This window comes from Actinoplanes subtropicus, from assembly GCF_000721705.1.
GTDB classification, from domain to species: domain Bacteria; phylum Actinomycetota; class Actinomycetes; order Mycobacteriales; family Micromonosporaceae; genus Actinoplanes; species Actinoplanes subtropicus.
Genome location: NZ_JOJL01000076.1, coordinates 1 through 11,346, shown reverse-complemented (window position 1 = coordinate 11,346; position 11,346 = coordinate 1). Strand labels below are relative to the sequence as shown.

Annotated in this window: 14 protein-coding genes; 5 read left to right on the top strand and 9 right to left on the bottom strand. The window is 65.6% G+C overall.

The genetic code is table 11. The features are described 5' to 3' along the window. From IH26_RS61795 to IH26_RS60940, 3 genes are all read left to right on the top strand, one after another. Window positions 1–376, top strand: a 376-nt coding sequence (locus tag IH26_RS61795) for a hypothetical protein (protein ID WP_030443629.1), incomplete at its 5' end; no start/stop codon positions are given. Window positions 377–703: 327 nt separating this feature from the next. Beyond that, on the top strand, window positions 704–1,567 hold the full coding sequence (locus IH26_RS0151390) for a hypothetical protein (protein WP_157437874.1): 864 nt from the start codon (window positions 704–706) through the stop codon (window positions 1,565–1,567). Window positions 1,568–1,720: 153 nt separating this feature from the next. Then, window positions 1,721–2,209, top strand: coding sequence for a hypothetical protein (locus tag IH26_RS60940; RefSeq protein WP_157437873.1), 489 nt, complete (start codon window positions 1,721–1,723; stop codon window positions 2,207–2,209). A gap of 130 nt (window positions 2,210–2,339) precedes the next feature. On the opposite strand, the gene IH26_RS0151380 is transcribed toward IH26_RS60940, so the two are convergent. The 7 genes from IH26_RS0151380 to IH26_RS55120 all read right to left on the bottom strand — a co-directional run bounded on the left by IH26_RS0151380 (window position 2,340) and on the right by IH26_RS55120 (window position 7,448). After that, window positions 2,340–2,708 (bottom strand): hypothetical protein, encoded by a 369-nt coding sequence (locus IH26_RS0151380; protein WP_211268930.1) that lies wholly within the window; start codon window positions 2,706–2,708, stop codon window positions 2,340–2,342. A gap of 442 nt (window positions 2,709–3,150) precedes the next feature. Continuing rightward, window positions 3,151–3,762: a DUF1963 domain-containing protein gene (locus IH26_RS0151375; RefSeq protein ID WP_030443626.1), complete on the bottom strand. Its 612-nt coding sequence runs from the start codon at window positions 3,760–3,762 to the stop codon at window positions 3,151–3,153. A 172-nt stretch (window positions 3,763–3,934) separates the two neighbouring features. Then, on the bottom strand, window positions 3,935–4,429 hold the full coding sequence (locus IH26_RS0151370) for a hypothetical protein (RefSeq protein WP_425394477.1): 495 nt from the start codon (window positions 4,427–4,429) through the stop codon (window positions 3,935–3,937). Window positions 4,430–4,500: 71 nt separating this feature from the next. Beyond that, entirely contained in the window at window positions 4,501–5,166 is a 666-nt protein-coding gene (locus IH26_RS0151365) for a hypothetical protein (protein WP_157437872.1), read from the bottom strand. 226 nt (window positions 5,167–5,392) lie between these two features. Then, window positions 5,393–5,917 (bottom strand): hypothetical protein, encoded by a 525-nt coding sequence (locus IH26_RS60935; protein WP_157437871.1) that lies wholly within the window; start codon window positions 5,915–5,917, stop codon window positions 5,393–5,395. A gap of 144 nt (window positions 5,918–6,061) precedes the next feature. After that, window positions 6,062–6,673, bottom strand: a complete 612-nt coding sequence (locus IH26_RS0151355) for a leucine-rich repeat domain-containing protein (RefSeq protein WP_245666061.1) — start codon at window positions 6,671–6,673, stop codon at window positions 6,062–6,064. A 304-nt stretch (window positions 6,674–6,977) separates the two neighbouring features. Next, window positions 6,978–7,448: a hypothetical protein gene (locus IH26_RS55120; RefSeq protein ID WP_157437870.1), complete on the bottom strand. Its 471-nt coding sequence runs from the start codon at window positions 7,446–7,448 to the stop codon at window positions 6,978–6,980. 273 nt (window positions 7,449–7,721) lie between these two features. On the opposite strand from IH26_RS55120, the gene IH26_RS0151345 reads away from it, so the two are divergent. After that, a complete protein-coding gene (locus IH26_RS0151345) occupies window positions 7,722–7,973 on the top strand; it encodes a hypothetical protein (protein ID WP_030443621.1) in 252 nt (83 codons plus the stop codon). A gap of 217 nt (window positions 7,974–8,190) precedes the next feature. Here IH26_RS0151345 and IH26_RS0151340 read toward each other — a convergent pair whose 3' ends face one another. Next, window positions 8,191–8,610, bottom strand: coding sequence for a barstar family protein (locus IH26_RS0151340; RefSeq protein ID WP_030443620.1), 420 nt, complete (start codon window positions 8,608–8,610; stop codon window positions 8,191–8,193). Between the two features lie 419 nt (window positions 8,611–9,029). Here IH26_RS0151340 and IH26_RS59220 point away from each other — a divergent pair, with 419 nt between their 5' ends. After that, window positions 9,030–10,187 (top strand): DUF4241 domain-containing protein, encoded by a 1,158-nt coding sequence (locus tag IH26_RS59220; protein ID WP_051810069.1) that lies wholly within the window; start codon window positions 9,030–9,032, stop codon window positions 10,185–10,187. A 220-nt stretch (window positions 10,188–10,407) separates the two neighbouring features. Here the strand turns inward: IH26_RS59220 and IH26_RS60930 are convergent, their stop codons facing one another. Further along, window positions 10,408–11,145 (bottom strand): hypothetical protein, encoded by a 738-nt coding sequence (locus tag IH26_RS60930; protein ID WP_157437868.1) that lies wholly within the window; start codon window positions 11,143–11,145, stop codon window positions 10,408–10,410. Between the last annotated feature and the right edge of the window lie 201 nt (window positions 11,146–11,346).

Sequence of the window (11,346 nt, the reverse complement as noted above, 5' to 3'; positions counted from 1 at the left end):
GCGCTTTGAGTACGCGCTCGACGACCTCCGCGCCCTCGCATCACCGCGTCCGATCATCGCCGATGGCTGGGGACTTCGTCCTGAACTCGTCGCCCCGCTAATCTCGTCTCCGCGGCGCATGGTCGTCATGGTGCCCACCGAAGATTTCCGGCAGCACCAGGTCCGTCGCCTACGACGCGCTGGCGCAACTCGGTTCAACGTCAGCGATCCCGAGCTTGCTCAGCGCAACCGAATCGCACGTGACCGGCTGATCGCCGAGGACGCAGTCCGCAACGCCAGGCGGCTGAACATCCGTGTCATCGAGGTCGACGGCTCCCGTAGCGCCCAAGCCATGGCTGATCTTGTGGCCAAGCACTTCGAGGAATTCTTGCAATAGAAGTCTCGGCGGCTCCCTGATCTGCCGCGGACAACGCGCGTGACTTACCTGGCGCGCGTAGGGCACAATGACGAAATGATGGTCCCGCGCGGCGCCCGGTAATGCGGTGACGGTGGCGCCGGCGGTGGCGGTAAGGAGATTTCCACGCTGTCCGCGACTTCCATTGGTCCTCCTTCCGACGCCAGTTCTCCCGGGCGTCGACACGCTGGGTGATCAGTCGCCCGTGGCGGAGGCGGGATTCGTGCACGTCAGGTGTACGGTCAAGTTCCGGGCGCACGGGACAGGTTCATCCCGCACGCCGTATCCCGAGACCGAAGACGCCGGACGATGACTGTGCTGGACACCGCTCTGCGCAAGGCCCTCGCCGGCGCTGCCCGCTTCCTGCCGCAGCTGACGCAGCGGGCCGAAGCCGCGCTGGTTGCCGACCACCAACCCATCACGGGAACCGGAAACCTGTACGGCAACGGCGGTGCCCGGTTTTGGTTGAACGTCGCCGTCGCCCCCAACCACTCGCCCGAGACCCTCGATCCGCCCGCGTTCGTCGACGCGGCCAACGAGCTGGCCGCAGTCTTCTTCGAGGATGCGCCCTTCCATGCCGATTACTCCGGCAACCTCGAGGTGCGCCTGGTAGAAGGTGCTCCTACCGAGAACAGTTCGTGGGGCGACGCGAATACGTTGCGGATCTTCCCCAGCGGTTTGGTCATGCTCCAATGGGTGCTGCGGGCCACTCCGCTCCCGGACGGTCAACCCGGCTTCGAGCTGTCCTTGGACGAGATCGTCACCGTGCTGCGCCGTGCGTACGCGCTCGCCCACAGCCCTCAGTTCGCGGCGACCCATCGCCGCCGGCGGTGGGTCCGGCACCGATTCGACTGGCGGATGGGGCTGTCACCGTCGATCAGCGGTACCCAGGGGCCCGCCTTCTGGCGTCGCCTGAGCTCCGCGGCACCACTGCCCGAGCGGGTACCGACCCGGCAAAATCCGCATTGTCCGTTCGACGGCTACGCCGCCGCGGCGATGAGGGACCGCAAGGTGACCGACTCCGTCGAGGACACTTTCCGCCCCGCCTTGCAGGAGCTGTTCACCTCATCGGGGTTCAGTGGCAGGATCTCGCAAGCCGTGGCCGCAGCGCTGGCCGAACCCGCCGCAGCGCGTTCGCTCGGGACACCAACCCGCGAAATCACCGCCGGGTGAGCAGCTCGCCGGCCTGATCGGCCCGCAGCTTCTCGCGGGACGGCGCATTCGCGCGCGTGGATATTTCCGAGGAACCTCGTGGGGCGAGTGATGTAGAAGCTGATCTGGTTACTGCATTTGCAGTAATTCAGTTAGTGCATTACATTAACTCCTATGAGCGAAGATCAGACACGACGCCGTCCTGGACGTCCGCCTGCGGGTGGGCCGACTCCAACGCGATCCCTCCGCCTAGGTGACGTTTACGACCAGGCCCAGGCACGCGCCAGGGAGCGCGAGGAGACCCTCACCCATGTCGTCGAGCAGAAGCTTGCTGACTATGTTGCCAATGACCCGGCGCGTGAGCTTTACGACGCGTCAATGGCGAAGTTCCTCATGGAACACGCGAAGCGAGAAGCGTGGGAATTTGAGAACGGAGTGCTCGCAACGGCTTCGACGCTTCCCCGCGAAATTCTTGCTCCCTGGCGGCATGCACTTGCTCAGGTCCGACTGCTACGGGCGGAGTATCGGATGCGTGGGTTCGAGCCGCCGGAGCCGCCAGAACGGATGCCCTGGATCGACGAACGCAGAGTGGAGATGAAGACCGAAGGCGACAACGTTTTCTGGATACAGACCGAGGCGCCGAAAGCCTCGCGCTTCGCGTAGGGTTCAATGGCCGCGCACTCTTCGGCCGCGATCCGATCGCTACGGAACGTGACCCGACCGACGCGAGGGCTTGCCTCGTGGTCATGCCACGATCCGCGCGTGTTTATCCGAGATGGTGATGTTGGCCGCGCTACCGAGGGTCGGCGGTGTCCCGGGCGTACTGGAACTGATGCGGGCTGAGCTGCCATTCCCGCAGAACAGTCAATAACTCCGACTCGTCGGCCGCTTCGGCGCTGCGCAGCAGCGTCGAGCCGACGTCGTAGTCGAATCCGTCGAGCCGGTCGGCGTCATACTCCCGGTGCCTGATCCGGAAAGCCCGAGTTGTGCTCGTGTGGGTCCATCTCTCGCGGCGGGCCTGCGTATCTCCTTCGACGGCGCCCGGTGTGATGTCGATGAAGGCACGCCGTCCCGGATCCGCAGCGGGTACCTCGACCGCCAGGCGACGGCCGAGTCGTAGCGCCGACAGTTTCGCGACAGGCCATGCCGACTCGCCTGTCATGATCGTTCTTGATGCCTCGCGAGCACGGCATCACGATAGACCATGATCCCGCGCATCCCGTTTCAACGGCCTAATGCCGCGAACAGCGCGCTACTGCCGTCGTTCCGCGTGGCGTTGTGCGAGTAGTTCGTCGACAGACAGCTGCCACGCTGACCGTTCGTAGTCATCAAGGTCGCCTACCGGTGTCGAGAGGATCGACCACGGAGTACGGCACGGTCCGGGGTGATCGGGCGGGGAACAGATTGCCTCGCCGATCCGGTCGATAATCGATTCCAGCTCCGCCTCGGAGGCCAGGAGGGTCAGTCGAACAGCCCACGGTCGCTGCTCGGTCACGCGTCGAGGCTATGCGCGACCACGGCCTTGATCAACTTACTGTCATGCCGCTGAGCGGGCGGGCTCGGCGCAGCAGGGCAGCTGTTTGCCGTGCGTTCGGCAACGCGGGTCAGCGTTGCCAGAGGAACGCGGCAGTCCCGCACGATCCGCATCGGAAGCCGTAGCCGCAGCCTCCACCACCGAAGTTCATCGAGGTTTGGTGATCGTGCCCTTCCTCGAGCTGAACTACGAACGTCATCGGCTGGGCACAGCCGCCACACAAGGGCGTCTCGTCGTTCTGTAGCCATGCGGGCCGTCCTCCGACTTGACCGAGTACCTCCCGCGCTGGCCGGTCCGTCCGCTTATGCCAGCGTTCCGGCGCCTCCAGATAGTCTTCGGCGTCGAACTCTTCGAACGAGACTGCGCAGGTCTCCTCAAGCAGCGCGATGCCGTCGCCGGGCGAGGTAGCGACATGGACCGCATCTGCTCCGAACGTGAACGCCCGGTTGCCACCCGCGGTGGCGTCCCATTCGTCGCACAGGCCAGGATCGTTCTGGCACATGAAAATGGACAACAGACCGACACCGTCAGCCTCGACGTCGGAAAGAATGACTTGCGCCAGGAACTGCATGGGCCCGGCGCACTCACGGCACCGAGGCCATTCGAAGCCCGAGGGCGTGTACGGGACACCGCCCGTGCGGGTCCCGGGCGCATCCGCGGAGACCGGACCGGCATAGGTCATAAGCTTCACCACGCCAGCAGGATACGAGCCGCCCTCCGAAATTCGTGGAGACGCGTCAGCCGACATCCGCAACCAAGATCGAATTACTCACATGCCGCGAACCGATCGCTACTCAACGTCACGGGCGATCGCGCTGATTCGGTACCGTGGCACTGAACGCCAGCCCTGCAGCTCAGCGCTTTGAAGGCAGGTCGACAACTGCCACTCGGTCGCTAACGATGGCGAAGCCGAGGACCGGATACTCGGCCGGATTGCCGCCCTCATCGGCCATCAACACCGGTTTGCCCAGGTGCCGGCCCACCGACTGGAGGAAGGCGCAGAACTGGTCGAGGCGTTCCTGGCCCTGTATCTCTCGCAGGTCGACGTCGAAGTCGATCTCCTCGGCCACGAGGAACCGAAAGATCATCAACATGTCGGTGTACGGCCAAACCCGCAGCGCCGGGCACTCCGAACCGGGCGCTCGGTCCAGAACCGCTGCCGCGGTCGGCAACGGCAGAACCGTTTCACCTTCGGAATACTCGAACCGCCATCCGCTCGCCACTACGAGGTCGAGCAGATCCTGCCAATCCTTCACCGAGGTGTGCGGCACGCAGACATCGGGAAGTGATCCCATCAGGTCGGGATCGAACAGTTCCCGGACGTCATCCCACAGCAGGTCGGCCGCCACGCCGTCATCATGCCGACCACCGGGAGCCGACGCCATCCTGATTAGCCGCAGACCGCGCTCACGGGTAGGCGCTATCGTGTGTACTCGACGTGCAGTTCGGCGTACGGCCTTCGCCGATCCGGGTAGCGGCGGGTTCTGCCCATACCGATCTCGGCGCAGCAGTGGGCCTCCGGTGTGCGGGCGCGATGAGCCGGGCACTGCTCGGCCAAGCCCCGAACCTGGTCGGCTTCCAGCTCGAACGCCTCCCGGCTGCCGGTGAGCACCAACGTGTCGGCGGCGATGTCCCAGCGAATATGATCCCGGAACTCCCGATACCAGCTCCGCCGGTGATCGGCGACTGGCCGCGACGGCCACGCGTCACCAGGCAGGACGACGGTGTGCAGGCTGCCGATCCCCAGCCGGTCACGGACCTGCTTCCACCGCGACGGCGGGAACGCAAGGCGGTGGTGCAGCAGCACCAGATCGAGCGGACGCCCCCAGGATTGGTGAGCCGGGCGCTCCGCCCGGCGCAACGGGAGGTAGACGATCGTGCGCGGCGACCGGGCAGCCAGCCCCCAAGCCTGAGCGAACATCATCGCCGTTTCCTTGTCGAGGCAGAACTGAGCCCCGAGCCGGCCCTCGTAGAGACCGGCGAACCTCGGCGCCCTGGCCGGGCGGACGACCCGGTACTGGTGGCCGCCGAACTGGACCGCGCTGACCAGCACCGGCCATTTCTGCCCGCCCACCCGTCGACCCACTCCGGCAGCACCCCTCGAACCCTCGTCGTATCGCCCTCCGCAGTGTCGCCGACCCCGGATGAAACGGCGACGGAGTTTCCACCCGACGCATCGATAGGAACATGCAGAGACGCGCGCGCAGCGGCGCATTGTTCTGCCGCCGTCCGGGCACCACGCTCGGCGCGACCGTCACGCTCGGTACTTTTGCACTGGGACGGCGCCTGCTTTGTCACGTCCTCGCAAGGAGTCACTCGACAGGGTTGACCAGGAGGCGGCGGGTCCACTCGAGTTGCCGGGTGACGATGTAGGCGCCGGAGCTACCTACTGCGGGTGGTGCTCCGTCGTACTGGACCACGGACCAAAAGTCTGGAAAGCGCACGGCGTACTCTCGGTCGGGAAGGAACAGGTCCGTAACGGTGCCCGTGACGACCGAACCAACTGGATAACGCGCGGTGATTGCCGTCCACTCGTTGCCAGGCCAGAGGGATACTCGGTAGCGCTTCGAGCGCATCGAGGCGTCCAACGGAAAGAGCCGAACCTGCCCAGGCCGGTGTTTGAGCACTTCGAAGAGTCCCTCATGCCCGACCGACGGCCAATGGCCAGGGTCCTCGGGCAAGTGCAGTACATCGACGAAGCCGTCCGGTGCTGCGCCGAGATCGACGAACAGTCCTGTCAGTCCTGGACCCCACGGCAGCGCACTGATGCGGCCCCGCACCCGGTCACCAACGGGAAAGCGGTGACGCGCTTCGGACAGTTCGCCAGCCTGAGACATCGTTAATATCATCTCATCCCGGCTTGTCGCGTTCGAATCCGTGGACGCCCTGGCCATTTGAGCTCATCCGCGAGTCCGTCGTGCTGCACATACGCCGCGTCCTGGCCGAAGGGAACGAGAGTAGGCCGTGGAACGGTCGCGCTATCAAGCACCGGTGGTTGGCTGGACGAGGTCGGGGCCGCCGAGGTGTGGTGTGGGAACGTAGCCGTCCGGGGGTGCCGTCAGCGCCGCCACGCATGCCGCTGAGCAGGCGTTGACCAGCAGTGGCAGCACGTCGGTGGCGATCCTCAGCGAGATCCACACCTGGCGAAGTTCACGGTCGACCGGGCCGTTGCAGACGCTGCAGGTGCGTACGGCGTCCGCGCCCCAGGTTCCGGGATCCAGCCGTGTGAAGTTGGCCTCGGTCGCGGTCGTCACCGGGCGCAGTTGCGGGAACGGCGCCCGGAACTTGACGTTTCCGTACAGCACTCGCGTGCTCACCGTACTATCACGCAGCCGGGCGCACCGGGTCAGCTCGTATGGGTACCAGTGCAGTCGATGTGAGGTGTACGGCTCGAACACTTCCAAGCTGGTCATCGCGCCGATCTGCGGCGGTAGCCGCACCAGGTTCGTGCCGTACAGGACCAGGTGCTTGACCTGGGTAAGGCCGGCGATGCTCGGCGGTAGAGTGACGACTTGCCGGCGTTCGTCGGGGCTCATCTGCGTAAACGGCTTGAAGACCGCTCTACCGTCAGCCGCTGCCTCGTCGATCAGCATCAGCAGACGTCGCCACCCGGGGCTGTCGGCGTCCTGCCGCTCCGAGTGGAACGGCACCGTCGCCGGGCGGCTCGCCGCGGAATGTCCGACGCACCGGCAACGATCCCGATCCGGCTCGCGCCCCGACGGTCCCACAGCGTCGGCGAACCGGTTGGCAAACAGGTGGGGCTCGTGCCCGGCGTCGCTCATGAGCCCGGAGCCTATCCGCACGCGGCGTGATCGCAGTCTCCAGAAGAACCCGCGGTGCCCGACTGCGGATGTTCATTGGCAGAGGAGAGGACGGCCTTTGCCTCGGCGGCGCCTGTTACAGGCCGAACGCGCCCACGAGGGCGGAGAACGTCGGGGTCACCTCGCGCCACGAACAGATCCTCGGGTCGGTCCAGAAGTCACTCGCGACGACGCGGGGGTCCGTGTGGTCCGTCCGGTAGTCCAGAGCGATTGCTGTGTCGTCGCCGGGAAGTTTGTTGACCGCGACCAGGAACGCCTTGTCGACATCGAGCCATGGCAGATCGACGTGGGAGCCTGGACGGGTGCCTCGTGCTTGCCTGAACAGCTGAGCTGACGCCGCATCGTCGGTGAGGATGTCCAGCGAGTTCGATTCCCGCGCCATGGCCTGAACGCTGTCGAGAAAGTGCAAGGGGTCCTTGAACCAGGGCATCACGCGGTTGAGGGCCGTTTCACCGGGATGACGCCAGCGGCAGTCACGCAACAGGCCCAGCAGCAGCGGCGGAACGACAAGACCACGTATACGGACGGGCTCATCATGATCCTGCACAAGCCAAGCTTCTCACCTTGAGTTCGCGCCCATATCTGCCGCCGAGACGTGGGTGGTGGAGCTGCCGATCTGCGCCGCGAGGGCCAGTCGCTGTTTCCCTGAGGGTGAGCCGGCGGGCGGCTGCGGTACACCGCCTGCCGGGCGAGACCACGCGTAGAAGCCAAGGCTACGAGCTGTACGGCGAGCGTCTTCATCTGCCGCGGATCGGACTCGGTACCGGGTGCGATCCTCCGGAGCTCCTGGTGCATGATCAGGTTCGGAGGTGGTGACTCCATGGATCGAGTCGTCGGTGCGCTCCTGTCGGCCATTGCGACCCTCGAAACCCTTCTTGGGCTGGATTCGCACGCGCATATGGTTCTGAGCACACTGGAAGAGATTGCGTACCGGCTCGGCGAGATGAGCGACGAGGAGCGACACGAATTCGATGCGGCGCTTTCCCGCGTCGCGGATGCCTACGACCGGGATGAGTCAGGCAGCGGGAACTGGGTTCGCGATGTGCCCAGTAAGTTCGGCTTGTCGACCTGACCTCGTTGTCCACATTCCGGGCATTGGTAGTCGAACACGGTTCTATCGTGGGTGTTGGACGACGTGTCGAGCAATCGAAAATCCACCAGATGACCGCGTTCTGCGCGTCCTCTCATGCCGCGTTGAAGGCGCATCGGGCTGATTCGGTGGTGACAGCTTGTGTCTGCCCTGTTGCAGGCGTGGACCAGCCTCGCCTGCGCGAATTGGAGGCGCCGGCTCAACGAAGATCGAGCAAGACTCCGTCCTCGGATTCGGGTCCGCCCGGCCCGTGGTATCGAATGATCTCGACGATCATGTCGAACAGGGTCGTTCCCTCACTGCGCCGTGCCGCGAGAAGTTCGTTCTCTACCTGTGACCGGTTCGACGGGTGGCAGGTGAGCAGGACACCTTCCAGCCACTCAATTGTCGCCTCGTAGCCAAGCGCGGATCTCGATGAATCTGAATCGAGCCATCTCAGCACCCAGCCGTCTTCGGGTGTCCCGAAGCCCCCGCGGAGGATGTCGTTGAAGGCATCCAGGTTTCCTCGCCAGGTGTGGTGACACAGCAGCTTTGAGAACTCGCGGGCGAAACCGTCGAGGTCGGAGAAGGCGGCTCCGTCAATGACAAGCACTGGCAAGGAGTTGTCGGTGGTCACCATGCTCAAGAGTATGGAGGGACTCGTTTCGTCATGGCATCCTCATCTGCCGCTGAGTTCGCGCGCCAACCCAGGTGCTCGGCACGACGGGTGCCAGGCATACTGCTTCTGGGCCGGTGGCAGAGCCGGGTTATTGCAGCGCCGAGAGTCGAAGGCCGGGCACGCACGGGCGGCGCGAAGGCGCGTGGGGCCCACGGCGTGCCGCGCCCCACCAGGGGTTCAAATCCCCTCCGGTCCGCGGCTTCCTCTTCTGCCGCAAAGCGCGCGCAACCTATCGTGATGCCGGATCGTGTCGTCGCGCAGGCGGATCGTCGATGGCATCGCGTTCATGCGCGGACCTGCGGGCGATGCCCTCCGCGTCGCCGGCGACCGTGTCCGCGGGTCTTCACCGAGCCGTGCGACTGCACGTAGAGTGCTCGCTCGTGATCGATTTGGTGGCGGTGTACGGCGCGGGGTGGGACGGCAGCGCCCTGGTCAATCCGCTGGGCCGGGCCGAGGTGACGACGCGCGACACGTACGCGGTCGTCCTTCTCGACGGCGGCCGGGTGCGGCTGCAGATCCAGGTGGCCTGGGCGGACAGCTACCTGGCCGTGGTTCGGTACGACGACCGCGGTCGCCGGGTGGCTCAGCACGAGTTCCGCCCGTCTCCCGAGGACGATCTCGCCCTGTGGACCGCCAAAACCTGGGACGGGCCCGACGAACTGTTCGGCGACGAGTACGAACGGCGGGCCGCCCAGCGGTTTATCACCTACTACCGGTCGACTGGGCGCATCCTGATCGAGGACCGGCCGAACGGCGAAGGCGGTGGCCTGTCCAACGAGTTCGGGTTCGTGCCCGCGCCCCGCCTGCCCCGGCCCGGCCCCGGGAACTGGGCCGAGCTGCTCACCATGATTGAGGTCGATCCGGCCGAGGTGGCCGAGGCGGAAACGCACGACCTGCCGGTGGTACACCGGGTCGAAGCGCCCTGGCGGCCGCCGCGCCCATTGCCCCCGGGCGACGTGGCTGAGTTGTTCACCGAGGGCGCGGTCCGCTCGGTAGCCCACGGCGAGACGACCGCCCGGATCGAGGTCGTCCCGGCCGGCGACCTGCGCCTGCCGTCCGGCCGCCTGGTCGCGGCCGACCCCGGCTGGCTCTCCACCGACCAGGCGCCCTATCTGGCCACCGTGGCGCCGGGGAGCTATCCGGTGACGATCAGCCGGGCGCATCTCGCTGGCGACGAGCAGCACGTCCGGGTCGCTGCCGCCCGCCTGACGGTGGCCGATCGCCCCGTGACCGCGTGGGAGATGGCGTTGCGCGACGGGGAGGACCCGCTCGACCTGCGCGAGGGCTACTTTTACGGCGTCTCGGTCGACGCCGGCATGGCCTGCTTCCTCGACGCCGACGCACGCGAGCGCTACGCCGCCCTGTTCGACGAGGACGTGCCCGACGAACTCGAACTGGACGGCGGCGGTTTCGGGATGCTCGACGGTGGCGGACTGCTCGCCTACCACAGCGGCTGGGGCGACGGCGCTTACCCGACGTGGATCGGCCGCGACAAGAACGGCGAGGTCGTCTGTTTCGTCACCGACATGCTGCTCTAAAGAGCCTGGTTACAAGGGCCGGGCGGGCGGGTCCCGCGAAGAACGGCGGTCGGGTGCCGCGTCCGCTTCTGCCGCCGACCAGGCACCGCAGACGACCGCACGCCGTCACGTTCGGTGGTCGTCCAGCGCACCGCACCTCGCGACGTCGTGACCGACCGGCTGCAGAAAGCCCGGCCGCCTTCGCGGACATGCCGAGAAGAGTGAACTCCATTGTGGCTGGCTACTCAATTAGGTCGCATACCTGCGCATTGACCCATTCATCGAGATTTTCTGGGCGTACCGTCTCGACGGAAGCGCCGGTAACTGCCCATGCCCCGTTGAGCGGCTCGATTCTCCGGACCTCGCCGTGCGAGTTTTCGAATTCTACGAAGCTGCCAGGTGCGTCAGCTCCCAGTTCGCGAAGTTCGCGACGAAGAACATCTAGCGTTGTGAAGCCGCGCTTCGGTCCGATGCTTCCGCCGCCAGTTCTTGTGTTTTCGAAGCGCATCTTCAGAAACGGCACGGGTCGGCGAGTCAGGACGGTCGGCTGCAGCATGTGGGTGAAGCGGTACTTGGCGTCTTCCATGTTTTCCGAGCCGGAACACTCGCATGCGTAGGCCGGGAAGACAGCGGTGACGGCTGCGTGCAGGGTTTCGTTTTCACCTTGGTGATACGTATGAACGTCTGGCGGACATGCCGCGACCACGTCGAAGTCGAACGGTTCGTGGCGGAAGCCGGATGCCGTTACCAACGGGCGGTCAGCAAACAGTCGCTCGGTCCGGGCAAAGGCAAGAACGGCGCGAACGAGGTCCTCGTCGAAAACGTCGAGGCCTCGCATCTCGAACGCAATGCGGCCGTCCTCGCTGACGGCAAGAGCGCCATACCAGCGCGGAGCCCGGAACCATCGCCACGCACCACTAAGGCCTGGAAACCGTTCGGCTTGCGGAAGGCCGACAACAGCCTTCTCAAAGTCAATCATTTCGCCGCCCAATCGTAACCGACTTACTCACGATGACTCTCAGTTCGATCTTCACACGATGACACGACGAACGTCCGGCAGCCGCCTTCGCCGCACTGATTCGCCGCCGATAGGGCAGACCAACTAACGCACGTCGTCACCCTCCGTGTCTGGCGGATGGACCGTCGCGGGGCAGCCGACCCTCTTCTGCAATCGGCCGCA

Coding starts and splice junctions, on each gene's coding strand:
- IH26_RS0151390 (WP_157437874.1), top strand. CDS start 704: ATGACTGTGCTGGACACCGCTCTGCGCAAGGCCCTCGCCGGCGCTGCC.
- IH26_RS60940 (WP_157437873.1), top strand. CDS start 1,721: ATGAGCGAAGATCAGACACGACGCCGTCCTGGACGTCCGCCTGCGGGT.
- IH26_RS0151380 (WP_211268930.1), bottom strand. CDS start 2,708: ATGACAGGCGAGTCGGCATGGCCTGTCGCGAAACTGTCGGCGCTACGA.
- IH26_RS0151375 (WP_030443626.1), bottom strand. CDS start 3,762: ATGACCTATGCCGGTCCGGTCTCCGCGGATGCGCCCGGGACCCGCACG.
- IH26_RS60935 (WP_157437871.1), bottom strand. CDS start 5,917: ATGTCTCAGGCTGGCGAACTGTCCGAAGCGCGTCACCGCTTTCCCGTT.
- IH26_RS0151355 (WP_245666061.1), bottom strand. CDS start 6,673: ATGCTGATCGACGAGGCAGCGGCTGACGGTAGAGCGGTCTTCAAGCCG.
- IH26_RS0151345 (WP_030443621.1), top strand. CDS start 7,722: ATGGATCGAGTCGTCGGTGCGCTCCTGTCGGCCATTGCGACCCTCGAA.
- IH26_RS0151340 (WP_030443620.1), bottom strand. CDS start 8,610: ATGGTGACCACCGACAACTCCTTGCCAGTGCTTGTCATTGACGGAGCC.
- IH26_RS60930 (WP_157437868.1), bottom strand. CDS start 11,145: ATGATTGACTTTGAGAAGGCTGTTGTCGGCCTTCCGCAAGCCGAACGG.